This is a genomic window from gamma proteobacterium symbiont of Scutellera amethystina (genome assembly GCF_059730845.1).
The window spans coordinates 1,590,659-1,615,308 of sequence record NZ_AP035935.1; the positions used below are offsets into that span (position 1 = coordinate 1,590,659).

At 48.0% G+C, this 24,650-nt stretch carries 24 protein-coding genes and 1 other annotated feature; of the genes, 12 read left to right on the forward strand and 12 right to left on the reverse strand.

The window, feature by feature from the left end; genetic code table 11:
* The 11 genes from AC6I79_RS07205 (at nucleotide 1) to AC6I79_RS07255 (ending at nucleotide 13,578) form a co-directional block, all read left to right on the forward strand.
* Nucleotides 1-918, forward strand: a complete 918-nt coding sequence (locus tag AC6I79_RS07205) for an FkbM family methyltransferase (protein ID WP_088516593.1) — start codon at nucleotides 1-3, stop codon at nucleotides 916-918.
* Nucleotides 919-923: 5 nt separating this feature from the next.
* Nucleotides 924-2,141, forward strand: a complete 1,218-nt coding sequence (locus AC6I79_RS07210; protein WP_498027650.1) for a glycosyltransferase — start codon at nucleotides 924-926, stop codon at nucleotides 2,139-2,141.
* A complete protein-coding gene (locus AC6I79_RS07215) occupies nucleotides 2,134-3,519 on the forward strand; it encodes a glycosyltransferase family 4 protein (protein WP_498027651.1) in 1,386 nt (461 codons plus the stop codon). Before AC6I79_RS07210 ends, AC6I79_RS07215 begins: the two co-directional genes overlap by 8 nt.
* 38 nt (nucleotides 3,520-3,557) lie before the next feature.
* Nucleotides 3,558-4,598, forward strand: coding sequence for a GDP-mannose 4,6-dehydratase (gene gmd / locus AC6I79_RS07220; protein ID WP_058757304.1), 1,041 nt, complete (start codon nucleotides 3,558-3,560; stop codon nucleotides 4,596-4,598).
* Nucleotide 4,599: 1 nt separating this feature from the next.
* Nucleotides 4,600-5,502: a GDP-mannose 4,6-dehydratase gene (locus tag AC6I79_RS07225; protein WP_058757305.1), complete on the forward strand. Its 903-nt coding sequence runs from the start codon at nucleotides 4,600-4,602 to the stop codon at nucleotides 5,500-5,502.
* Nucleotides 5,478-6,644, forward strand: a complete 1,167-nt coding sequence (locus AC6I79_RS07230) for a glycosyltransferase family 4 protein (RefSeq protein WP_088516589.1) — start codon at nucleotides 5,478-5,480, stop codon at nucleotides 6,642-6,644. The genes AC6I79_RS07225 and AC6I79_RS07230 overlap by 25 nt, the downstream gene beginning before the upstream one ends.
* Entirely contained in the window at nucleotides 6,641-7,756 is a 1,116-nt protein-coding gene (locus tag AC6I79_RS07235) for a glycosyltransferase family 4 protein (RefSeq protein WP_498027652.1), read from the forward strand. Before AC6I79_RS07230 ends, AC6I79_RS07235 begins: the two co-directional genes overlap by 4 nt.
* A gap of 133 nt (nucleotides 7,757-7,889) precedes the next feature.
* Complete coding sequence (gnd, locus tag AC6I79_RS07240; RefSeq protein WP_058757307.1) at nucleotides 7,890-9,299, forward strand: NADP-dependent phosphogluconate dehydrogenase; 1,410 nt, start codon at nucleotides 7,890-7,892, stop codon at nucleotides 9,297-9,299.
* 86 nt (nucleotides 9,300-9,385) lie between these two features.
* Nucleotides 9,386-10,333: a glycosyltransferase family 2 protein gene (locus AC6I79_RS07245; RefSeq protein ID WP_088516586.1), complete on the forward strand. Its 948-nt coding sequence runs from the start codon at nucleotides 9,386-9,388 to the stop codon at nucleotides 10,331-10,333.
* A 28-nt stretch (nucleotides 10,334-10,361) separates the two neighbouring features.
* On the forward strand, nucleotides 10,362-11,282 hold the full coding sequence (locus tag AC6I79_RS07250; protein WP_146068683.1) for a hypothetical protein: 921 nt from the start codon (nucleotides 10,362-10,364) through the stop codon (nucleotides 11,280-11,282).
* A gap of 1 nt (nucleotide 11,283) precedes the next feature.
* Nucleotides 11,284-13,578 (forward strand): hypothetical protein, encoded by a 2,295-nt coding sequence (locus AC6I79_RS07255; protein ID WP_498027653.1) that lies wholly within the window; start codon nucleotides 11,284-11,286, stop codon nucleotides 13,576-13,578.
* Between the two features lie 33 nt (nucleotides 13,579-13,611).
* Here AC6I79_RS07255 and AC6I79_RS07260 read toward each other — a convergent pair whose 3' ends face one another.
* The 12 genes from AC6I79_RS07260 to hisL all read right to left on the reverse strand — a co-directional run bounded on the left by AC6I79_RS07260 (nucleotide 13,612) and on the right by hisL (nucleotide 23,519).
* Nucleotides 13,612-14,724: a succinylglutamate desuccinylase/aspartoacylase family protein gene (locus tag AC6I79_RS07260; RefSeq protein ID WP_498027654.1), complete on the reverse strand. Its 1,113-nt coding sequence runs from the start codon at nucleotides 14,722-14,724 to the stop codon at nucleotides 13,612-13,614.
* 112 nt (nucleotides 14,725-14,836) lie between these two features.
* Complete coding sequence (locus tag AC6I79_RS07265; RefSeq protein WP_021509348.1) at nucleotides 14,837-15,634, reverse strand: ABC transporter substrate-binding protein; 798 nt, start codon at nucleotides 15,632-15,634, stop codon at nucleotides 14,837-14,839.
* Between the two features lie 66 nt (nucleotides 15,635-15,700).
* Nucleotides 15,701-16,177, reverse strand: a complete 477-nt coding sequence (locus AC6I79_RS07270) for a YbaK/prolyl-tRNA synthetase associated domain-containing protein (protein ID WP_072209928.1) — start codon at nucleotides 16,175-16,177, stop codon at nucleotides 15,701-15,703.
* A gap of 105 nt (nucleotides 16,178-16,282) precedes the next feature.
* Nucleotides 16,283-16,894 (reverse strand): bifunctional phosphoribosyl-AMP cyclohydrolase/phosphoribosyl-ATP diphosphatase HisIE, encoded by a 612-nt coding sequence (gene hisIE, locus AC6I79_RS07275; RefSeq protein ID WP_021509350.1) that lies wholly within the window; start codon nucleotides 16,892-16,894, stop codon nucleotides 16,283-16,285.
* Nucleotides 16,888-17,664, reverse strand: a complete 777-nt coding sequence (hisF, locus tag AC6I79_RS07280) for an imidazole glycerol phosphate synthase subunit HisF (RefSeq protein WP_498027655.1) — start codon at nucleotides 17,662-17,664, stop codon at nucleotides 16,888-16,890. Before hisF ends, hisIE begins: the two co-directional genes overlap by 7 nt.
* Nucleotides 17,646-18,383: a 1-(5-phosphoribosyl)-5-[(5-phosphoribosylamino)methylideneamino]imidazole-4-carboxamide isomerase gene (gene hisA, locus AC6I79_RS07285; protein WP_288421920.1), complete on the reverse strand. Its 738-nt coding sequence runs from the start codon at nucleotides 18,381-18,383 to the stop codon at nucleotides 17,646-17,648. Before hisA ends, hisF begins: the two co-directional genes overlap by 19 nt.
* Nucleotides 18,383-18,973: an imidazole glycerol phosphate synthase subunit HisH gene (hisH, locus tag AC6I79_RS07290; protein ID WP_498027656.1), complete on the reverse strand. Its 591-nt coding sequence runs from the start codon at nucleotides 18,971-18,973 to the stop codon at nucleotides 18,383-18,385. The genes hisA and hisH overlap by 1 nt, the downstream gene beginning before the upstream one ends.
* Nucleotides 18,973-20,040, reverse strand: a complete 1,068-nt coding sequence (gene hisB / locus AC6I79_RS07295; protein ID WP_498027657.1) for a bifunctional histidinol-phosphatase/imidazoleglycerol-phosphate dehydratase HisB — start codon at nucleotides 20,038-20,040, stop codon at nucleotides 18,973-18,975. Before hisB ends, hisH begins: the two co-directional genes overlap by 1 nt.
* Nucleotides 20,037-21,113, reverse strand: coding sequence for a histidinol-phosphate transaminase (gene hisC / locus AC6I79_RS07300; protein ID WP_136548459.1), 1,077 nt, complete (start codon nucleotides 21,111-21,113; stop codon nucleotides 20,037-20,039). The genes hisB and hisC overlap by 4 nt, the downstream gene beginning before the upstream one ends.
* A complete protein-coding gene (hisD, locus tag AC6I79_RS07305; protein WP_059011598.1) occupies nucleotides 21,110-22,417 on the reverse strand; it encodes a histidinol dehydrogenase in 1,308 nt (435 codons plus the stop codon). Before hisD ends, hisC begins: the two co-directional genes overlap by 4 nt.
* Nucleotides 22,418-22,420: 3 nt before the next feature.
* The gene (gene hisG, locus AC6I79_RS07310; RefSeq protein WP_031280070.1) at nucleotides 22,421-23,320 is read right to left on the reverse strand and encodes an ATP phosphoribosyltransferase; all 900 of its coding nucleotides are present in this window, start codon (nucleotides 23,318-23,320) and stop codon (nucleotides 22,421-22,423) included.
* Nucleotides 23,321-23,374: 54 nt separating this feature from the next.
* Nucleotides 23,375-23,496, reverse strand: a sequence feature (His leader region).
* Entirely contained in the window at nucleotides 23,472-23,519 is a 48-nt protein-coding gene (hisL, locus tag AC6I79_RS07315) for a his operon leader peptide (RefSeq protein ID WP_100396937.1), read from the reverse strand. It overlaps the preceding feature by 25 nt.
* A gap of 180 nt (nucleotides 23,520-23,699) precedes the next feature.
* Here hisL and AC6I79_RS07320 point away from each other — a divergent pair, with 180 nt between their 5' ends.
* Complete coding sequence (locus AC6I79_RS07320) at nucleotides 23,700-24,527, forward strand: SDR family oxidoreductase (RefSeq protein WP_159378491.1); 828 nt, start codon at nucleotides 23,700-23,702, stop codon at nucleotides 24,525-24,527.
* The last annotated feature ends 123 nt before the right edge of the window (nucleotides 24,528-24,650 follow it).

Below are 24,650 nucleotides of genomic sequence, written 5' to 3' on the forward strand. Positions count from 1 at the left end.
ATGCCGATAGTAAGTTTCGCTCAAAACTTTGAAGACGTGATGTTGTGGCGTTCTTTAAAAGATATAACTAATGGATTCTATATTGATATTGGTGCTAATGACCCGCTAATCGATTCTGTTACCAATCTTTTTTACCTAAATGGATGGAGTGGGATAAATATAGAACCACTCAAAAAACATTACGATGCATTAGTTGAAAATAGAGAACGAGATATAAATCTGAACTGTGCTATATCAAATTGCACAAGCGAATTAGATATTTGGGAATCTGATATTAGAGGGTGGGCGACACTGGATAAAAGTGTTGTCGAGCAACATGAGTTAAATGGATTTAAGGGCGTTTGGAGAAAAACGCCAGTAAAAACTCTTAAACAAACAATCGAAGAATCGTTGCCAGCTAATATTACTGATATACATTTTCTAAAAATTGATGTTGAAGGAGTTGAAGAGCAAGTCGTAATGAGTAACGATTGGTCAAAGTATCGACCCTGGATTCTTGTTATTGAATCGACAGCACCAAACTCACAAAATGAAAGTCATACTAGTTGGGAAGAGATATTGCTTGCTAACGATTATATATTTTCATACTTTGATGGTTTGAATAGATTTTATATTAGCAAAGAGCATGAGGAATTACTTCCTAATTTTAAAAACCCACCTAATGTTTTTGACGAATTTATTACTTATGCTGAACATTTGAATAAAGAAGTTATCGCGGAGCTTCAAGATAATCTTCAAGTAATGAATGACGAGGTTAGCTCTCTGAATGAGCTTTTAGTAGACAAGAATGAAGAGTTGCGTATTTTTTTGGATGAAAATATGATCTTGAAAAATAAATTGAGTGAAGTTTACAGCAGCCACTCATGGAAGCTAACATCTCCTTTTAGACGTGTTTCAGCATTTTTAAGAAGGAAATAAATATAATGAAAAACATCCTTTTTTTGAGCACTTATCCATTTGCCAAACCAAGACATGGCGGTCAGATCAGACTTAGCCAGTTAGTCAAGAAGTTCGAGCGAAATGGTTGGAAGACTAGGTCCATCGCAGTATATGAGGAAGAAAGTTTTTTGGGTGACGAACTTGGTCCCTATGATATCCCATTTCCTGTTGATTCCTTATTTAGATCTTACAAGGGACGACACGTTCCACTAATTAATGATCTTTTAACTGGCGCATATGCTACTTCAGATGAAGGAGGGTTCAGTAAAATTTTAGCTAACCTCCCGACAGAAATTGACGTAATTCACGTTGAACAATGTTGGCTCTGGAATCTGGTCGAAAAAATAAAGAGCATTCCAAAATATAAAAACGCGATCGTAGTTTTTGGTTCTCAAAATATAGAGTTTTTATTAAAGAATGATATATTAGAACAATATAATATTGCAGACCGAGACGATGTAATTGAAGACATCAAGCATCTGGAAATGAGAGCCGTACATGAAGCAGATGTAGTAGCTGCGGTGACAAAAAATGATGTTAAGTCTATGCAAGGTTGGGGCCGTGAATCCATTACGTTAGCAGCAAATGGTATTGAACCATGGAAAACGGATACTTTGACCAGTAAATGGGAAAGTAAATTACCTAAATCCCCATGGATGCTCTATGTTGCCAGTGCTCATCCACCTAACTTTACCAGTTTTAATAAAATTATTGGGGAGAGTTTAGCTTGTATTCCGCCTGATAGTAAGCTTGTTATTGCTGGTAGTGTTTGTGAACATATTTATAAAGAAGTTTTAAAATCGAAATGGGCTAGCATTAATATCAGCCGTCTAGAGTTTTTGTATGTGTTAGATGATGATGACTTAGCGGAAGTTAAGAATAGAGCACATGCATATTTTTTACCTATTGAACATGGTGGTGGTTCAAATCTTAAAACCGCTGAAGCTCTTTACTCAGGCAAGCCAGTAATAGGCACTCTATCAGCTTTTAGAGGTTTCGAAGAATTTTGTGATAGCTCTCGTATCAATATTATTAATAATCCTGAAGAATTCTTTTCAGCAACCAGGCAAGTTTTGACAAGAATTTCACCAATTTTAGATTCCAAAGAGCTTTCCAGCTTAGAAAAGTTAACATGGAACAAAACATTGGATAGTTTGATTCTCGAGGTGGAAAAAGAATATGAGGCTAGTCTAAATGCATAATACTTGGATTGATGTCACAACAATTTTAGGATGGCATAGATCTGCTGTTGGTATTGTCAGAACAGAAGTTGAATGCGCCACGTATGCCTTAAAGATGAATTCATCAGCCTCTGTTAAATTCTGCGCATATAATCCATCAAAAGGTTATTATGAGGTAGAGAAAGGAGTTGTCGAAGAAACAATCAAGCGGATAAATGGACATATTAAAAAGAAAGAAACTTTAATTGCTCAGCCGGGACCGTCAACGATTAATTATAAAGCAAAATTCAAAAGTTTCATTCTTAATTTAATTCGTAAGTTACCAACGAGCTTACAGAGAAGAGTTTTAAACTATCTTCTGCCACGGCGTATTGCGGCTAGTAGTTTGTTAGCTTCCTTAAGATATGCAAAGTTAGCTTTACAGCAGTTGTTAAAACCTAATGCAACTCCCATAAACGTTCAGCAGCTTGGACATAGGGCTTCTGATAATGTGAATTCACCTTTTAGCCAAGGTGATGAATACATATCAATGGGACTGGATTGGGATCAAAAAGATTTTCAGTATTTATATAGATTAAAAAAAGAACTTAATCTTAAAGTTAAGCTTTTCTGTTACGATGTGATTCCTGTAAAATTACCTCATCTTTGTGTGGGGGACGTTGCTGGAAAATTTTCACATTATTTTTCCGATGTTGCCTGGTGTGCCGATGAAATATTTTGTATTTCTAAATGCTCCAGGGATGATTTGAAAGAATTGTTAGAGCAACTTGGAACGCCTATCCCAAAGTTAACTATCGTTAAGTTAGGTTGTGAAATTAGTGAAGTTGATACGCAACCAGAAATCTCTAATGAAGTACAATTTTTATTGGGCAAAAAATATTTATTATTTGTTTCTACGATTGAAAGAAGAAAGAATCATGAGGTATTATACAAAGCCTATACAAGACTAGTGGATAGCAAGGTCCATGATCTGCCATTACTTGTATTTGTTGGCATGCCAGGTTGGGGTATGAATGATTTTATTACCGATTTGAATCTGGATCCAAGGGTGAAAGGTAATATTATTCAATTGAATAATGTTTCCGATCCAGAATTAACACTGCTCTATAAAAATTGTTGGTTTACAGTTTATCCGTCATTATATGAAGGTTGGGGATTGCCTGTTGCTGAGAGTTTAGCGTTTGGAAAATACTGCCTGGCTTCTTCAGCAGCATCTATCCCAGAAATCGCTGGGGATTTGCTCGATTATGTGGATCCCTGGGATGTGCCCGCATGGTCAAATAATATTAAGTATCTTATTGAAAATCCGGATGTTATAAGGCAGAAAGAGTTAAGAATCAGTAAAGAATATAGTTCGACCAAATGGTCTGATACCGCTGAATCTATATTAGTAAAGTAAAACTGTATTTATGTTTAACCAAAAAAGTGGAATTTCTTATGAGTAACAAGGTTGCAATCGTAACTGGTATCACTGGACAAGATGGTGCTTATCTTGCAGAGCTTCTCTTACAGAAAAATTATACAGTTTATGGCACATATCGTCGTACCAGCTCCGTGAACTTCTGGCGTATTGAAGAGTTGGGAATTAAAAACAACCCAAGCTTGCATCTGATCGAATATGATTTGACTGATCTATCAGCAAGTATTCGCCTTCTTCAAACTAGCGGTGCAACTGAAGTTTACAACTTAGCGGCTCAGAGCTTTGTTGGTGTCTCATTCGAACAACCATTGACGACTGCCGAAATAACAGGTGTAGGCCCTGTAAATTTGCTTGAAGCCATCCGAATTGTTAATCCATCAATTCGGTTCTATCAGGCTTCTACGTCCGAAATGTTTGGGAAAGTTCAGGCTATCCCTCAAAAAGAAGACACACCATTCTATCCAAGAAGCCCATATGGCGTGGCTAAGTTGTATGCGCACTGGATGACGATTAACTACCGTGAAAGCTATAACATTTTTGCTTCAAGCGGAATTTTGTTTAACCATGAATCCCCGCTGCGTGGTCAGGAATTTGTTACTCGCAAAATCACTGATTCAGTTGCAAAAATCAAACTTGGTAAGCTTGATGTACTTGAACTGGGCAACCTTGATGCGAAACGCGACTGGGGCTTTGCTAAAGAGTATGTAGAAGGAATGTGGTTGATGCTTCAGGCAGATGAACCGGATACCTTTGTACTTGCTACCAACCGAACAGAAACTGTACGTGACTTCGTATCGATGGCATTTAAAGCTGCTGGTATTGAATTACGTTTCGAAGGTAAAGACGAACAGGAAGTGGCAATTGACGTGGCAACAAATAAAGTTGTTGTAAAAGTGAATCCGAAATTCTACCGTCCAGCCGAAGTTGAATTACTGATCGGTAATCCCCAGCGTGCTAAGGATATTCTTGGATGGGAACCTAAAACTACTCTTGAAGAGTTATGTGCTATGATGGTTAAAGAAGACCTTCGCCGTAACGAACAAGGATTCTCTTTCTAATATGACTAATGGCAAAAAAGCATTGATCACCGGGATCAAGGGCTTTACCGGCCATTATATGGCAGCGGAACTTTCCGCTGCTGGATATGATGTTTATGGCCTGGGTTCAGCTTCCTCGGATAATATCGATAACTATTTTCAAGTAGATCTCACAGATAATATTCAAGTTAAAAACGCAGTAGATTGTATAAGTCCCGATGTGGTCGTTCATTTGGCAGCAATTGCTTTTGTTGGTCACTCAAATCCGAACGCATTCTATGATGTCAACCTTTCCGGCACGCGCAACTTGCTATCTGCGTTAACAGAAACAAAGAAAAAGCCCGAAGCCGTATTAGTGGCAAGTAGCGCAAACGTTTATGGAAATAATATTGCTGGTAAGCTTGATGAATCAACGCTTCCGAATCCTGCCAATGATTATGCCGTTAGCAAACTTGCTATGGAATACATGGCTAACCTGTTTAAAGATAAGTTGCCATTAATTATTACCCGTCCTTTTAACTATACGGGAGTAGGGCAAGCTGAGAATTTTTTAATTCCTAAAATTGTCAAACATTTCCGCGAACGCAAAGACGTTATTGAACTTGGTAATATAGATGTATGGCGTGACTTCTCAGATGTGCGAGATTTAGTAAAATGCTATGCTGAATTACTAAAGTGTAAAGCTTTTGGGGAAGTGGTCAATGTTGCTACTGGAGAGATGCATTCACTTAGAGATGTTATTAGCCTTTGTGAAGATATTACCGGTCACTCCATAACCATTGAGGTAAATCCTGGATTTGTTAGACCAAATGAAATCAAAGAGTTGTGCGGTGATATTTCGTTGCTGAATAGTCTAATTGGCCATGAAATGCAAAAAGTACCACTTAGGGAAACTCTGAAATGGATGCTGGAAACAAAAAGCTAGAGGTTGTTTTCTCGACGGATTGCATAAAATACCCTTTAACGGGTATCGGGCGTTATGCTTTTGAACTGGCGAAACAACTTCAGCAACGGGAAGATAAACTTTCACTTACTTTTTTGCATGGAACAAGAATAAGAGATTCATTGGCGGTTGCAAGTGAATCTTCGCAATCCGTTCAGTCGCTTAAGCGAGAGTTACAAAAAAGCAAAATAGTTAGTGAAGTTTATCGCCTTGTTTTTCCTCATTTAAAGTCCCGGGCACTTAAAAAATTCAAAGAATACATTTACCATAGTCCTAATTATTATCTCCCTCCGCGTGTTAAAAATTGCGTTGCGACTTTTCACGATCTGTCAGTATTTCATTGGCCACAGTTCCATCCTGCTGGGAGAGTACATCTCATGCAGAAAGAGTTGCGTAACACTGTAAAGCGTGCTTCGGTATTGATAACGGATTCGTATTATACAAAAAATGAGTTGATGGAATTTTTTTCGCTGGATGAGAAGAAAATTTCAGTTGCACCATTGGCGTGTAATCACCAATTTCATTCGCGAACTCAAGAGGATGTTCACGCAGTATTGGATAAGTATCATTTAAAATGGCGTCGCTTCTTTCTTTATACTGGTACAATCGAACCCAGAAAAAATATTTTAACGCTTCTACGTGCATATGATCGCTTGTCATTACAAGAGAAGAACAATTTCCCGCTCGTTATTAGCGGATATAAAGGCTGGGAAAATGAAGAGCTCTTTCGTCTTTTTGATAAAGGCGAGCGGGAAGGCTGGTTGAAATATTTAGGCTTTGTGCCAGGTAACGATTTACCCATGCTCTTTAGTGCTGCTAACAGTTTCCTCTTTCCTTCGATTTATGAAGGGTTTGGATTACCAGTTTTGGAGGCTATGTCATCTGGCACTCCCGTTATTTGTTCAAATGCAACGTCATTACCTGAAGTTGTTGGAGATGCCGCGCTAATGCATGAACCGGAAGACATAGAATTGCTCACGCATTATCTGAAAATGATGATTAATGATGAGGAGTTGAAACAGAAAATGATCCAGGTTGGTCTTAGTCAAGCCCAAAATTATTCGTGGTCATTCTGTGCCGATAAAACGATAGAAGCGTATGATCAGGTTTCTAAATTAATATGATAAAAGTCCTTCACTGCTATAAAACATATTACCCGGATACTTTTGGTGGGATTGAGCAAGTTATTTATCAGCTCGCTGAAGGCGGTGTGAAAGAAAATATCCAATCAACGGTTTTTACGCATAGTCCTGATTTTGATGATGCTATTTCAATGTTGGATCATCATACTATTCATCGTGTTAAAACATTATTAGAGTATGCATCTACGCCAATTTCATTTACTGCTATTGCTGAGTTTAAAAAGCTAGCAACACAGGCAGACATTATTCATTATCATTTTCCCTATCCGTTTATGGATGTCCTGCATTTCTCAAGTTTTACAAAAAAGCCATCGATCGTAAGCTATCATTCCGATATTGTTAAACAAAAGGCTTTGCTAAAACTTTATACACCATTGATGAATAGGTTCCTTTCCAGTGTAGATTGCATTGTTGCTGCATCACCAAATTATGTCGAAAGTAGCCCGATTCTGCAAAAATTTAAAGATAAAGTTAAGGTCATTCCCTATGGTTTGAATGAAAGTTTTTATCAAAACAATGATCCCCAGGTATTAGAAAAGTGGTCCCAGCGATTCCCTAACGGCTTTTTTCTTTTCATTGGGACTTTTCGTTACTATAAAGGGCTTCACATACTCATCGATGCTGTCGCTGGTAGTGATTATCCTGTTGTCATTGTTGGTGCGGGACCCATCGAATCTGAACTGAAAGCGCAAGCCCAATCGTTGGGTATCGACAATATTCATTTCCTTGGTGCATTACAGGATGACGATAAATCTGCGTTATTACAGCTTTGCACTTGCTTAGTTTTTCCTTCACATCTTCGTTCAGAAGCTTTTGGTATTTCTTTGCTTGAAGGGGCTTTGTACTCAAAACCACTGATTTCAAGCGAAATTGGAACCGGTACTACTTTCATCAATATTGACGGTCTTACCGGTCTGGTTGTCCCGCCTTCAGACCCCAGGGCTTTACGCGAAGCTATGGATGAGATCTGGTTCAACCCAGAGAAGGCTCATACCTTTGGCCAGGCTGCTCAACAACGATTCGAAAAACTTTTTACAGCGGACAAGATGATTGAAAGTTATGCAGGTTTATATATGTCTCTGTTAAATAAGTAAATTTTATCACTCGCTGCATTTCTCAAAAAGCATCAATAATTACCTCTTATCACCTCTCATGAGTTAACATATTGGTCACTTACTGAATGGTGTTACTGGTAACACCTAGCGAGACCACAGACAGGAGTATGTAATGTCCAAGCAACAGATCGGCGTTGTAGGTATGGCAGTGATGGGGCGCAACCTTGCTCTTAACATCGAAAGCCGCGGTTACACAGTCTCAATCTTTAACCGTTCACGTGAAAAGACTGATGAAGTTATCGCTGAAAATCAGGGCAAAAAACTTGCTCCTTATTACTCCGTGGAAGAATTTGTCGAGTCGTTAGAAAAACCCCGCCGCATCCTTCTGATGGTACAGGCAGGCGAAGCGACAGATAAAACCATCGCTTCACTGACGCCACACCTCGATAAGGGCGACATTCTGATTGATGGTGGTAACACCTTCTATAAAGACACTATCCGTCGTAATAAAGAACTGTCTGATCAGGGCTTCAACTTCATCGGTACCGGTGTCTCCGGCGGCGAAGAGGGCGCACTGAAAGGCCCATCGATCATGCCTGGCGGTCAGAAAGAAGCGTATGAACTGGTAGCGCCAATTCTGGATAAAATTGCTGCGCGTGCAGAAGACGGTGAAGCCTGCGTTACTTACATCGGTCCGGACGGTGCTGGTCACTATGTGAAGATGGTTCACAACGGTATCGAGTATGGCGATATGCAGCTGATTGCAGAAGCATATGCTTTACTGAAAGGCGCACTCGGTCTGAATAATGAAGAGCTGGCTAAAACCTTCACTGACTGGAACAACGGTGAGCTGAGCAGCTACCTGATCGACATCACCAAAGATATCTTCACCAAAAAAGATGAAGACGGTAAATACCTGGTTGATGTGATTCTGGATGAGGCAGCCAATAAAGGTACTGGTAAATGGACCAGCCAGAGCTCCCTGGACCTTGGCGAGCCACTTTCTCTGATCACTGAGTCAGTATTTGCTCGTTACCTCTCTTCACTCAAGTCACAGCGTGTTGCAGCTTCTAAAGTGCTGAGCGGCCCTCAGGCGCAAGCCTTCACCGGTGACAAAGCTGAGTTCATTGAGAAAGTGCGCCGTGCATTGTATCTGGGTAAGATCGTTTCTTATGCTCAGGGCTTCTCTCAGCTGCGCGCGGCTTCAGAAGAGAACAACTGGGATCTGCATTACGGTGAAATCGCGAAGATCTTCCGTGCTGGTTGCATCATCCGTGCACAGTTCCTGCAGAAAATTACTGATGCTTATGCGACCGATGCTAACATCGCAAACCTGTTGCTGGATCCCTACTTCAAAAACATCGCTGATGAATATCAGCAGGCGCTGCGTGATGTTGTCTCTTATGCCATCCAGAACGGTATTCCAACGCCAACCTTCTCAGCGGCAATTGCATACTACGATAGCTATCGCTCAGAAGTGCTGCCTGCCAACCTGATTCAGGCGCAGCGCGACTATTTTGGTGCGCACACTTATAAGCGTATTGATAAAGACGGTGTGTTCCATACTGAATGGCTAGTTTGATCATTTATCTTTAGTAAAAAATCCCAGCTTGCTGGGATTTTTTGTTTTCTTTTATTATTCAATTAAATTATCTCGGGATTTAAAAAGTGAAACTTATTATTCAAATGCCATGTTTCAATGAGGCTGGAACTTTAGCAATTGCTTTGGCAGCGTTACCCCGTCATGTCAAGGGGTTTGATAAAGTCGAATGGCTTATAATTGATGATGGCAGTACGGACAATACTGTTGAAGTCGCTAAGGAATGCGGTGTTGATCATATTGTTCAACATATGGGTAATAAAGGATTAGCAGTAGCTTTTATGACGGGTATAGATAACTGTCTAAAATTAGGTGCTGATGTAATAATTAACACTGATGCAGATAATCAATACAATGCTGATAATATTCCTGATTTAGTAACTCCAATTCTTGAAAAAAAAGCTGAAATGGTTATCGGTGCCAGACCAATAGCAACCATTGAACATTTTTCACCTGCAAAAAAGTTTCTGCAAAAATTGGGTAGTTGGGTTGTAAGGGGAGCAAGTAAAACAAATATTCCTGACGCACCTAGTGGGTTTCGAGCAATAAGCCGAAGCGCCGCACAGAAATTGATCGTTTTTAGCGAATATACTTACACATTAGAAACCATAATTCAGGCGGGACAAAAAGATATTTCAATCTGCTCTGTACCTGTTGACGTTAATGATGACCTTCGCCCATCAAGGCTAGTAAAAAGTATTCCCTCATATATTCAAAGAAGTATATTTACTATTATAAGAATATTTGTCATCTATAGACCATTCAGATTCTTTTTAACAATTGGTTCTTTATTGATGTCAGTCGGGGTTTTGATTAGTATAAGATATTTATATTTTTACTTTTTCCGTGATGGTGAAGGGCATATTCAGTCGCTGATTCTTTCCGCCATTTTAATCATGATGGGATTCCAAACGATATTAGTCTCATTTTTGGCTGATTTGTTATCCGCCAACCGGAAATTATTAGAAGATATTCGTGTTAAGACAAATAAGATATTACATGATGAAAAAGAGTGATTCGGTATTTTATTAGGGTGTGGATGAGATGAACGGTAAAATACCTGTAAACAATAGCACAAGTGTAAGTGCTAATAAAAAAAATTACGCAAAAGCGTTGAATTTTATTGGTGGCCTTATTGCAATACTGAGCATTATCTTTGTAGCATTGCGTTTGAATAGCTATCTTACAAGTGAAAGCTTGTCGTTTTTTAATTTGAAGCATGTTTTCATTGTGTTGATACTGGTTGTTCTTTATGGACTTGGTAGTCTATTGTTAGGATGCGCCTGGAAAAACATTTTGGCAATGTCTGGTTCTGAGAAAAAGCTTAAGTGGGCAATTTCAACTTATGGTCTAGCCCAAATTGGAAAATATATACCCGGCAATATATTTCATTTGGCAGGCCGTCAGGCATTAGGTTTGAAAGATGGCGTATCAGGAGTAGCCCTTGCTAAGTCCACTGTTTGGGAGCTTGGTTTGTTAGCAATAAGTGGAGCAGTTTTTCTGATAATTGCAGCCCCCGCTTATTTTAATCTTCCTGAAATAGCGACAGTATTATCTTTGCCTGTTTTTTTAGTAACAACAGTCGTTTTCTATTACTTTTTATCTGTTTTTTTTAATGAGTTGTTAGGTAAAGCTTTTATACAGCAAGTTATATTTCTAACCTTGTCAGGATTTATCTTTTATTTCCTTATTTGCATTGTAAGTGAACAGGGTTTTCTTGATTTTAGTAAAATGCATTTCCTCTTTTTCGTGCCTGCAGCCTTTGTTACAGCCTGGTTAATAGGATTGGTCACCCCTGGAGCTCCGGCAGGAATGGGGATTAGAGAGGTTGTGCTTATTTACTTATTGGGCGGATTATACGATAAGGATATTATAATTTTAACAGTATTGATCTCCAGGATAGTCACTGTGTTAGGTGATGTGTTTTTTTATACTATTTCTTTTTATATTCGGAGAATCAACTAAGATGATGGTTGGTGATGTTAAATTCTCTTCTGGGAATTTTGTTTTCTGTGCAATATGCTTATTATTGGCATTAATAATCAACAATGTTATACCTTTTTTATCACTGCCTACAATGGGACAGGCGCTGTGGGCTATGGGTTATGCGAAATCTCTATCTAACGAAGGTTTTTTCAATTTATATGCTTATGATATAGGGTTCCCACACCCTGCCGCTATCGCATTTGGATTATCCGCTGTTTTACCATTAAGTTGGTTAATTAAGTTCGGCATTTTGCCCGAGGCTGCTTATAGCTTAGTTTTTGCTTTATATATTGGCTTGGCATTCTTAGGATGCTATAAAATCAGTAGGTTATTTCATGCAAGCCAAAATATTGCATCTATTTTTTCATTACTTTGGCTTATCACACCAGTTATCGGACGCCACTCAGGCTATTCGATGTTGATGCTTGGAATAGCTCTCATTCCATTTTATTGTTGGATAACCTATGTTTTCTTTCAGGCATCTGAATATGATTTCAGTCAGCTTTCATTAAAGTTTTTAGCCTTTCTAAGTTCTGTAATTATATCCGTTTTTATGGATGGCTATACTTTTATCATGTTTGCGGTAGCAGCATCTGCAATAGCTTTATTCTCATTCCTTCAATCAGCCAATAAAAAATCATTCTTTCTCAAGAAATTAATTGGCTATTTAGTGGCTTTTTGCTGTGCTTACCTTCTTTATTCCTGTTTCATAGGGAAAAGTTCATATCAGCCAGAGTCTTTAGATTTTTTTAGAGGTTGGGGGTTAGATTTAAGCTTTTTATTTATTCCTACTCAAGGTGTGTTTTGGTTTTATGATCTATTAGCTTTATCGAAACATCGAACAGCATCACAATTTTTTGGTGATGCCTCAGTATGGAATACGAGCTTTATTTTGCCATTTTTATTGTTAGGTGTAATTGGATGGTGTCAAAACAAGAGAAAAAGTATCTGGTTTTATTGTGTTTTTATTTTGGGTGTTTTTTCTGTTTATATGGCACTAGGACCATCGATAAAGCTTTTCTCATTTAAACCTGATAATTACATCGCGCCATCTGATATGGCTAATACTATGCTAATGCCTGAGAAGTATGCATTAGCTCCAACTGGTAATTCTTTTATATCGCAATACCTTCCTGGCTTCAATGTTATGCGAGCCTCATATAGGTGGATCGCTTTAGCATCCTTTTGCTTTTGGGTCCTAACTTTAAGTATGTTGGTAAGAGTAAGTAAAAAGAGGCAATATATATTTTCAATTCTACTGGTCGCTCTATTTCTTCCTCATTTATCTAAGGCCTGGAACTATGGAAGAGCTAATTTTTTATCCGTAGCGGATATTAACAAGAAAATGGTCGACAATCTTAAAATTGATATCGATCGTTCGTCTCAAGTGGCATTCATTCCATGGAATAATGATTTCTTTGCTAATTATTTAGCGCCTTATTCTAATTTCAAAACCTTTAATATTGGTGGTGATAAGAATTTAGATGTGGCTAAATTGCATTGGCCGCCGGTTATGCTCAATCTACAAGGAGCAGTTTCTGACGCTCAAATTCCTTATATAACTCAGTTGTTATTAAATAAAGACGTTGATTATATCATAATTCCTTTTGTTAACATGTTATGGTCTGCCCATTATTGGGAATGCCCTGAGGATACACTACTGCCTTTATCATCAGAAAAGCGGATTTCACTTAAAAATGATCTGGATTTCAAGTGTCCCGCTGTTATAAAAAAGAATTATTCGTCTTTAATTTATAAATTAGATGAGATTCCATTCTTCAATGTTAAAGAAAGAGATTACTATGCTGTTATTAGTTTAGATGAAAAGAAATATACCGAATATCTTAACTCCGAAAACATCCATTATCCTTTTGTTATAAATGATACAGATTTCAATCTTGACTTTGTACTTGATGATGGATGGTATTATAGAGAACCGGGTCATGTTTGGTCAAAAGATAAGGCAGTTTTACAACTTCCAGTGCCAAATGACTCATCGAATTTTTATGTGCTTAAATATAATGTTTTATTATCAAACGTGAAAAATTCGGTTGATATAGAGTTTAAAACTTCACAAAATAATCAGATTGTTACAGAGGAAGTTACATCCAAAACCAATGATGCTTCGATTGTTTTAATTCCAATCGATCATTCTCAGAAGGTCCAAAAGATAGAGTTGTTTGTAAAGGACGCTAAATCTCCAGCTGAGTTAGGTCTTGGTACGGATAACAGAATGTTAGGACTTTCTTTACAGGAAGTATCTATAAAACATTAATCTTTAACGGCCTTTAAATAGGCCGTTTTTTTCCTATACCAGCAAATCCCCTCTGCGTCCCGCATTTTCCCCCGCCAGCCTCACCACCAGCATCCCAGTCGTGACAAACTTGGTCAGGTTTCGTGCATACAGCACGCCGCCAAACTCAGCCACCAGCGGTGTCACGTAGTCATTAATCGGGTCGACAACCTCCGCCACCACTTCGCCCGCTTTAACCCACTCGCCTAATTTTCTGCGGTTCAGCAGCAGTCCGGAGTGTGGCGCGTGGATGTACTCACAGCCTGCCAGCTGGGTTGGTGCATGGATCAGGGCAGGGGAGTCTCCGGTTTCTCCGGCAATATAACCCCCTTCAATCAGCGCATTGATAATCGCATCCGCATCCTTCTCCGCCTGTTCCGGCGACACATCGGCTACGCCGCGCAGTTCCAGCGTCACCGGCAGCAGGCCGCGCGGCATCGGGTAGTCCTTGCCAAAACGCTCAGCCAGTGTCAGCCAGGGTTCGCAGCAGGCCTCATCAAACGGCTCTCCGCCGGAGATCTGCGCCAGTAGCTGCACTTCACTGCCAAGCCAGCGCGCCAGCGGCTCAATCTCCGGCCAGGCGTGCGGTGTGGTGTAAAGATGCGGCAAGGCATCCCAGTCGCAGTGCAGGTCAATCATCAGGTCTGCCTGGCTGGCCATGCGCATCAGGGTGAAGCGCTGGGCCTCCAGTTCGCTTTTGGCGATGCGGTCGCGGTAGTGACGATCGATGGCGTCGCGAATCAGTCGTTTGTTTTCATATTCACTCTGTGTCAGCGATCCCGCCAGTTCTGCCGCCAGCGTATCGCCCAGCGCCGGAAAGCGACGGTTAAAATCCTGACCAGAAAGAGTATGAAAACGTCCGAGGTGAGTGCCGTGCCAGTGCTGACCCAGCGCGAGCGGATTCGCGACCGGCACCAAGGTGACTTTGGCTTTCAGCTTGCCCGCCGACTCCAGCGCCAGCAGCTTCTGCTTGAGATACCACGCCACCGCCATGCCCGGCAGTTCATCGCCGTGCAGCGCCGCCTGAATATATACCCGCTGCTGTGAGTCGGTGCCGAAGTGGAAGCTGACAATTTCCCGCTGGGTGCCCAGCGTCGCGCTTAACAAAGGATGATGTTGTTGTTGCATAACGCAGTCGATGTCCTGTGTCTGGGGCACGCTCGTGGCCGCGCCGTATGAAATTGATGAAGGGAATTATAGTTCTGCTGGAAAAAGGGCGGCAAATGCGCCGCCCCATCGATCACTGCTTTATAGAGATATCCGTCGCAAAATACTTCTTCTGCAAGGTATCAAAGGTACCGTTCTTTTTGATCTCCGCGAAGGCGTTGTCCAGCGCGGTTTTTAATTCGGTGTCGCCTTTGCGCAGGCCGATGGCGGTGCCGGGGCCGATAATCGGATCCTGCACAATCGGGCCAGCCAGTTCGAAATCTTTGCCCTGCGGATGTTTCAGGAAGCCGTTTGCGGCCTGTGCGGCATCGGTGAACACCACGTCAAGGCGTCCGGAAATCAGGTCGCTCTCGACCTGTGCCTGATCGCCATACGGCACCACGTTCACGCCGTGCGGCTGCCATTTCGCCAGCGCGTAGCGCTCCTGCACGGTGCCCTGTTCCACGCCCACGGTTTTGCCTTTCAGCGATTCCGCGGTGGGCAGCAGGCCGGAGCCTTTACGCGCAATCAGCTGGGTGTGAGTGTCATACAGCGGCACGGTGAAGTCGATCTGCTTCAGACGCTCTTCGGTGATGCCCATATCCGACAGGATGGCGTCAAACTTACGCGCCTTCAGCGCCGGGATCATGCCGTCGAACTGGCTCTCGACCCACACGCATTTGGCCTGCATCTGCGCGCACAGCGCATTGCCGAGGTCGATGTCAAACCCGACCAGCTTGCCCTGCGGCGTTTTGGATTCAAAAGGGGGATAGGTAGGATCAACGGCGAAACGCACCTGATCGATTTTTGCCTGAGCGCCGAACGCGCAGCCTGCCAGCACAGCCAGTGCCAGCGTCTGGCGCAGACGGGCGGTAAAACGGGAACTTGCCATAGTTGCGGTCTTCTTTTGTCGTGATGATAAGTCATCGAGAGTACCGCTCAGCATGCTGTATGGCAATTAGAGTATTATTTTCATCACGTTACCATTATGCAGTGCGCGGTAATCCTCCACCTGCAGTACCACCGACTTCTCCAGCAGCCCGGCGTTAAAGGCAATTTCGTCGTAGCGCTCGAACAGCAGCGGGTCCACCACCAGCTGTAAATCCGCATGAAAGCTAAACGGCGGAATCGCGCCAAACACGCAGCCGGTCAGCGCATCCACTTCAGCCGGCGAGGCCAGCGAGGCGCGACGGCCACCCACTGCGGCTGCCACTTTACTCAGGTCGGCCTGCTGGTCGGCTGGCAGCACCGCCAGCACATGCTGTTTGATGCCGTTGCCCTTGACGTGACACACCAGCGCTTTGGCGCCTTGTCCCACTTCCGTGCCACGAATCGCGGCCACAGCTTCACACTTTCCGGTCGCTTCATGCTCCATGAGTCGGTAACGGGCGTTATGCTGATCGAGCAGGGCGAGCAGTTTTTCATGGGTGGTCATGGGGGTTTCCAATCTGATGAAGCGCAATTGATCGCATTCTTTTGAGATGAATGCTGCTCAAAATCGAGCCAGAAAGCCCGTTTTGAGCAGCATGGCGCACAATCGTTACTTATGGCGTGCGCGCAGGTTGTTGATGATGGTGCTGAGATCCAGTTCCTGATCCTGCAGCAGCACCAGCAGATGGTACAGCAGGTCGGAGGCTTCGTTAGTCAGTTCATGGCGGTCATTGACGGTAGCGGCCAGCGCGGTCTCAACACCTTCTTCTCCCACCTTCTGTGCAATGCGCTTGGTGCCGCTGGCGTACAGCTTCGCCGTATAGGAGCTGGCCGGATCGGCACTTTTACGCGAGGCCAGCAGCTGCTCCAGCTGATACAGGAACGTCCAGTCCGGTGCAGCAGGCGAAAAGCAGCTTGAGGTACCGAGATGGCAGGTGGGGCCAATCGGATTGGCCAGCACCAGCAGCGTGTCGTTATCGCAATCCGGCGTGATGCTGACCACTTTGAGGAAGTGACCCGACGTTTCGCCTTTGGTCCATAAACGGTTTTTGGTGCGGGAGAAGAAGGTGACGTTGCCGTCGGCCAGCGTTTTGTGCAGCGCGTCCTCGTTCATATAACCGTGCATCAGCACTTCGCCGGAGACGTTGTGCTGGACGATGACGGGCATCATGCCCGCGGTTTTGGCCCAGTCCAGTCTGGCCAGTTGTTCTGCAGTTAACACGCGCGAATCTCCACACCGTTGTCGATCAGGAAGTTTTTCAACTCGCCGATATTGATAATTTGTTTGTGAAACACCGAAGCCGCCAGCGCGCCGTCGACGTTTGCCCGCTCGAAGGCTTCGAGGAAGTGCGCCATGGTTCCTGCGCCGCCGGAAGCGATCAGCGGCACCTTACACACGTCACGCACCTTCTTCAGCTGCACCAGGTCGTAGCCGTTACGCACGCCGTCCTGGTTCATCATATTCAGTACGATCTCGCCAGCGCCCAGCTTCTGCACTTCCTGAACCCAGTCCAGCGTTTCCCACTGGGTAACGCGGGTGCGCGCTTCGTCGCCGGTATACTGGTTGACGTGATACTTGCCGCTGGCTTCATCAAACCAGGTATCGATGCCCACCACGATGCACTGCACGCCGAAGCGGTCCGCCAGCCGGGTAATCAGCGTCGGATCGGCCAGCGCGGGCGAGTTGATGGAGATCTTATCTGCGCCAAACTGCAGAATGCGTGCCGCATCTTCCGGGGTTTTGATGCCCCCGGCGACGCAGAACGGAATATCGATCACTTCCGCCACGCGCGATACCCAGCTTTTATCCACCACGCGGCCGTCGGAAGAGGCGGTGATATCGTAAAACACCAGTTCGTCAGCGCCTTCCTGGGCATAGCGCTGCGCCAGCGGGACGATGTCGCCAATAATTTCGTGGTTGCGGAACTGCACGCCTTTCACTACTTGCCCGTCACGCACGTCCAGACAGGGGATTATCCGTTTTGCCAGCATGCAATTGCCTCCGCTACCGTAAATTTATCTTCCAGCAGGGCGCGACCGACAATCACACCCTGGGCACCGCTGCCGCGCAGGGCGGCGATATCGTCCAGTGAACCGATGCCGCCGGAAGACTGGAACGCGATGTCCGGAAACGCCTGCGACACTTCCTGATACAGCGCCACGTTGGAACCGCTCAGCGTGCCGTCGCGCGAAATATCAGTGCACAGCACATGTTTCAGGCCCACCGGCTGATACCAGCCAATCACCTCTTCCAGCGTCACGCCTGCCGCTTCCTGCCAGCCGCTGATCGCCACTTCTTTGCGATTGCTGGCGTCAATGCGCACGTCAAGCGCCAGCACAATGGCGTCGGCACCGAATTCGCTGAACCAGCTTTTCACTGCTTCCGGCTGCTTGACTGCGGTGGAGCCAACCACCACGCGCGTGGCGCCGGCTGCCAGCAGGGCGGCCACATCGTCACGATGACGAATACCGCCGCCAACCTGTACCGGCACGCTGACGCCGCATAAAAGCGTGGTCAGCAGCGGGATCTGGCGCTTTGCCGGATCTTTCGCCCCGGTCAAGTCCACCAGATGTAACACTTCCGCGCCCTGGCGTTCATAATCCTGCAGGCGCGGCAGGGGATCGTTGCCGTAATCGCGCTGCTGGCCGTAGTCGCCCTGATGCAGGCGCACCACTTTGCCGTCGATCAAATCTAATGCGGGGATAATCATCACATCTCCAGGAAGTTTTTCAGCAGCTGCGCGCCGGCTTTACCCGAGCGCTCCGGGTGGAACTGCACGCCGAAGAAGTTATCTTTCTGCAGGGCGGCGGTAAACGGCAGGCCATAGTCGCACTGGGCGATAGTGGCGGCATTCACCGGCATGGCGTAGCTGTGCACAAAGTAGAAGTAGCTGCCGTCCGGAATGTTGCGGAACAGGTGATTGCCGGCCTGCGCGGTGATCTGGTTCCAGCCCATGTGCGGCAGCGGTAAACCCTGGGTATCCATCAGCGATACCGGCTCATCAACGATGCCCAGCGTGCTGACGCCGCCGTTCTCATCGCTGCCGCGTCCTAGCAGCTGCATGCCGAGACAGATGCCGAGCACCGGCTGGGTGCAGGCTTTCACCAGCTCGATCAGCTCGCGCTCCTGCAGCTGGTCCATCGCCGCCCGCGCGGTACCGACGCCGGGCAGAAACAGTTTGTCGGCGCGCAGCACCACGTCCGGATCGCGGCTCACCGCGGGCGTGTAGCCGAGGCGTTCAATCGCCCACTTAACCGAAGAGAGGTTGGCGCAGCCGGTATCAATAATCACCACGTTCATTACAGCACTCCTTTCGAGCTCGGCAGGGTGTTGCCCTCAACGCGAATCGCCTGACGCAGCGTGCGGCCGAAGGCTTTGAACAGGCTTTCTACGCGGTGATGATCGTTGCGGCCTTTGGTTTTCAGGTGCAGCGTGCTCATCATGGCGTACGACAGCGAGCGGAAGAAGTGCTCGACCATTTCGGTGCTCAGGTCGCCAACGCGCTGGTAGCTGAACTCGGCTTTGTATTCGAGGTGCGGACGACCGGAGATATCCATCGCGCAGCGCGCCAGGCACTCATCCATTGGCAGCACGAAGCCGAAGCGGCCGATGCCGCGCTTGTCGCCCAGCGCCTTCAGCAGTGCTTCGCCCAGCGCCAGGCCGGTATCTTCCACCGTGTGGTGATCGTCGATATACAGGTCACCTTTTACCTCGATGTTCATGCGGAAGCCGCCGTGCACGGCGATCTGATCCAGCATGTGATCAAAGAAGCCGACGCCGGTGTTAATTTTGCTGCCGCCTTCGCGATCCAGCCACACTTCCACTTTAATCTGCGTTTCTTTGGTGTTGCGGTTCACCAGCGCGTGACGATCGCGTTTGGTCAGGCGCGCCTGAATCGCGTCCCAGTCTTCGCCTTCCGCACCGTAGCGCAGGCCCTGAATGCCCATGTTCTGCGCCAGCTGGATGTCGGTCAGACGGTCGCCAATCACATAGCTGTTGGCGGTATCCAGCGCGCCGTCGGCCAGCCAGGCTTCGACCATTTTGGTCTTTGGCTTGCGGCAGTCGCAGTTCTCTTCCGGCAGATGCGGGCAGATCAGGATGTCGCTAAAGTTCACGCCCTGTGAGCGCAGGATCTGCATCATCAGGTTGTGCGGGCCGTCAAAATCGGCCTGCGGGAAGCGCTCAGTGCCCAGACCGTCCTGGTTGGTGATCATCACCAGCTGATAACCCGCCTCCTGCAGCGCCAGCAGGGCCGGGATGGCGTTCTTCTCAAACGCCAGCTTCTCCATACGGTCCACCTGAAAATCCGTCGGCGGCTCAGAGATGAGGGTGCCATCGCGGTCGATAAAAAGGATCTTCTGACTCATGCTTGCTCCACAGATAAGGCTTGCAGCGCGGCGATCAGGCGCTCGCACTCTTCACGGGTGCCGATGGAGATGCGCAGACATCCCGCCAGGCCAGGGTTTTTGTTTTGGTCGCGCAGAATAATGCCCTGATCCCACAGCGTTTTAAACACTTTTGGCGAGTCGATGAAGCGCGCCAGAATATAGTTGGTCTCGCTCGGGAAGACCTGCTGCACTACGCTCAGCTGCGGCAGCTGTTCGCACAGCCAGGCGCGGTTGTCGTTAAGCTGCTGCGCGTGCTGACGCATCAGCGCGATGCCTTGCTCGCTCAGCGCCTGCGCCGCCACGTCGGCCACCGGCGTCGCCAGCGGGTAAGGTGCAATCACCTTCAGCAGCAGATCGATCACCGGCTTGTTGGCCAGCGTAAAGCCGCAGCGCAGGCCAGCCAGCGCAAAGGCTTTCGACAGCGTGCGCAGAATCACCAGATGCGGGAACTCCTGCAGCCAGCCGGCCAGCGTTGCTTGCGGGCAGAACTCGATGTAGGCTTCGTCGGCCACCACCAGCGCTTTGCCGGCGGTCATCGCCAGCAGCTGGCGGATGTCATCCTGATTAATCAGATTGCCGGTCGGGTTGTTCGGGCTGCACATGTAAACCACTTTCACGCCGTCCAGCTGGTCCGCAATAGCGGGCAGGTTGAGCTGCCAGTTGTCCAGTGCCGGCACGGTGCGGTACTCAATGCCGATGGTTTCGGCGCTGACGCTGTACATGCCGTAAGTTGGCGGACAAAACAGAATGGCGTCTTTGCCCGGTTCGCAGAAGGCGCGCATCAGCAGCTCAATCCCTTCATCCGCCCCGCGGCTCACCAGCACCTGCTCCGGCTGGACGCCGGCATAGGCGGCGTAGCGCGAAATGACTAATTTTGGCTGGCACTCCGGATAGCGGTTCAGCGTCTGCTGCGACAGCTCAAACGGCACCGGCAGCGGAAATTCGTTCGCATTCAGCCATACATCACCGTTGCCACCGAGGCGACGAGCAGACTGATAGGGCGTCAGCGCGCGCACATTGGCGCGGGCTAAATCTTCAACGTTGTTGCTCATGCTTGCTCCTTCAGGGCGGCGACGCGCAGGGTCACGGCATTTTTGTGCGCGTCCAGCTGTTCCGCGGCGGCGAGGGTTTCAATGGTGGCGGCGAGGTTGAGGAAGCCCTGCGGCGTCAGCTCCTGTACCGTCATGCGTTTCTGGAAATCGGCCAGCCCAAGGCTGGAGCAGGTCGCAGTGTAGCCATAGGTCGGCAGCACGTGGTTAGTGCCGGAGGCATAATCACCGGCGGACTCCGGCGACCAGTCGCCGAGGAACACCGAACCGGCGCTGGTGATCTCCTCAACCAGCGCGCGCGGCTGGCGCGTCTGAATAATCAGGTGCTCCGGGCCGTACTGATTGGAGATTTCCACGCACTGCGCCAGATCCTGCGCCACAATCAGGCGGCTGCTCTCCAGCGCCTGACGGGCCGTGGCGGCACGCGGCAGCTGCGCCAGCTGTTGTTCAACCGCCAGCGCCACGCCTTCGGCCAGCTGCCGTGAAGGCGTCAGCAGGATCACCTGGGAATCCGGACCGTGTTCGGCCTGCGACAGCAAATCTGAGGCGACAAACGCCGGCGTCGCGCCTTCGTCGGCAATCACCAGCACTTCAGACGGACCGGCAGGCATGTCGATCGCTGCGCCGTCGAGACGCTGGCTGACCTGGCGTTTTGCTTCGGTCACGTACGCGTTGCCCGGGCCAAAAATCTTGTCCACTTTCGGCACGCTTTCTGTGCCGAAGGCGAGTGCGGCAATCGCCTGCGCGCCGCCGACCTGAAACACTTCCTGCACGCCGCACAGCTGCGCCGCGTAGAGAATTTCATCGGCAATCGGCGGCGGCGAGCACAGTACCACACGGCCGCAGCCGGCAATGCGCGCCGGCGTTGCCAGCATCAGCACGGTAGAGAACAGCGGCGCCGAGCCGCCAGGAATATACAGGCCGACCGACTTCACCGGACGGGTGATCTGCTGGCAGCGCACGCCCGGCTGGGTTTCCACGTCCACCGGCGGCAGAATCTGCGCGTTGTGGAAGGTTTCGATATTCGCCATGGCGTCTGCCATCGCCTGCTTTAAATTGTCGCTCAGCCGCTCGCCGGCCGCCTGCATCTCAGCGGCGGACACGCGCAGATTCTCCACCTGGGCTTTGTCGAAGCGCGCGCTAAACGCCCGCAGCGCCGCGTCGCCCTGCTGTTTTACCTGCACCAGCACGTCCTGCACGGTGGCGCTGATGCTGGCCGATGCCGAGATTGCCGGACGCTGCAGCAGCGCCTGCTGCTGTTCGGCACTGCACGCCTGCCAGTCGATAGGTTGCATGATTGCGCTCATCGGTTACTCCAGCATTTTTTCAATTGGCAGCACGAGGATCGAACTGGCGCCAAGCGCCTTCAGTTTTTCCATGGTTTCCCAGAACAGCGTTTCGCTGCTCACCATGTGCATCGCCACGCGGCTCACTTCACCGGCCAGCGGCAGCACGGTAGGGCGCTCGGCACCCGGCAGCAGGGCGATGACTTCTTCCAGCCGCTCGCTCGGCGCGTGCAGCATGATGTATTTGGATTCACGCGCTTTAATCACGCCCTGGATGCGCGTCATCAGCGTGTCCACCAGCTGCTGTTTCGCCGCTGGCAGTTCGCCATCGCGCTGAATCAGCACCGCTTTAGAGCGGTAGATCACTTCAACTTCACGCAGGCCGTTAGCTTCCAGCGTGGCGCCGGTAGACACCAGGTCGCAAATGGCATCGGCCAGACCGGCGCGCGGTGCCACTTCAACGGAGCCGTTCAGCAGGCAGGACTTAAACGCGATGCCTTGTTTATCGAGGTATTTCTTCAGCAGGTGCGGGTAAGAAGTGGCGATACGGGCATTATTCAGGCATTGCGGACCGGTGTACTCGGCATCAACTGGCATTGCCAGTGACAGGCGGCAACCGCCGAAATCGAGGCGGCGCAGCGTAAAGTAGCGCGGGTCTTCGCCCTGTGCGCGGCGCGTCAGCAGCTCCTCTTCCAGCACGTTTTCGCCAACGATACCGAGGTCGACTACGCCATCCATCACCAGGCCAGGGATATCGTCATCGCGCACGCGCAGGATGTCGATTGGCATGTTCTCCGCAAACGCAATAAGACGCTGCTGCTGAAGGTTAATTTTAATACCGCAGCGTGCCAGCAGTTCGCGTGATTCATCACTCAAACGGCCAGATTTCTGCATAGCTATGCGTAAACGGGTGTTATCTAACATGGTTCCTGTCCTCTTATTCAATCCTGTCTGAAGCGTATCGGGTTGCGTTCGCCCATAAAAAAACCCCCGGAAGATGATCTTCCGGGGGCTCTCTTTGCGCTCGCACCACTGGAAGATCCTAAACGTCTTCCAGCACACATCGCCTGAAAGACTAGTCAGGGTGATGGTGATGATGGTGGTTGAACTGAACGCGTGTCATAAAAAATTCCGTTGCTGAATGAGTATTCATTTGCGTGCTGATTAACCTAACGAAGATGGCGGCGCTTGGCAACCCTTTTTTAACGTCAGTTTTCGCAACCTTCGGCAACAGTTTGCGCTGGTCTGGCTGGCGCGCTGGCACTAAGATGGGGTGTCTTAGCGCGGGAGAGCAGGAGTCGATATGAAAAAGGTGGCGATTGTAGGTCTGGGATGGCTGGGAATGCCGCTGGCGATGGCGCTGTCAGCGCGCGGCTGGCAGGTAACCGGCAGCAAAACCTCACCGGACGGCGTCGATGCGGCGCGCCGCTGTGGTATTGATGCGTTTCAGCTGGTGCTGTCACCGGAGCTGGAGTGTGAAGCAGACGATTTGGCCGCGCTGATGGCGGTGGATGCGCTAGTGGTGACGCTGCCTGCCAGCCGCACCGTGCAGGGCGGCGAAGATTACATGCAGGCGGTGCAGAACTTGGTCGATACCGCGCTGGCGAATAAAGTGCCGCGCATCATCTTTACCAGCTCTACCTCGGTATACGGCAGCGGCGACGGCGTGAGAAAAGAGAGCAGTGCGCTGCAGCCGGAGACGGTGGCAGGCAAAACGCTGGTGGAGCTGGAAAACTGGCTGCATGACCTGCCGGGCACCAGCGTGGATATCGTGCGTCTCGCCGGACTGGTCGGCCCGAATCGTCATCCGGGGCGTTTCCTCGCCGGTAAAACCAACCTGGAAAACGGCGCGCACGCGGTGAATCTGGTGCATCTTGATGATGTGGTCGACGCGATTGTGCTGCTGCTGCAAACGCCTAAGGGCGGGCACGTTTACAACCTGTGCGCCCCGAAACATCCGTCACGCGACAGTTTCTATCCGAGCGTGTCGAAGCAGTTAGGCCTGGTGCCACCGACGTTTGTTGCCGAGCCGGTGCGCGCCAGCGGCAAGGTGATTGACGGTTCGAAGATTTGTCACGAGCTGGGGTTTGAGTACAGCTACGATGACCCGATGAAGATGCCGCTGGAGTAGGGGCGGTGCGGGGTTGCCCTCACCCTAACCCTCTCCCGCCCGCGGGAGAGGGAACCGCCCGAGCACGCATTCCTGGTACTGCTCCCGGCTTAAATAAACGCACCGTTATTCTCCCTCTCCCCG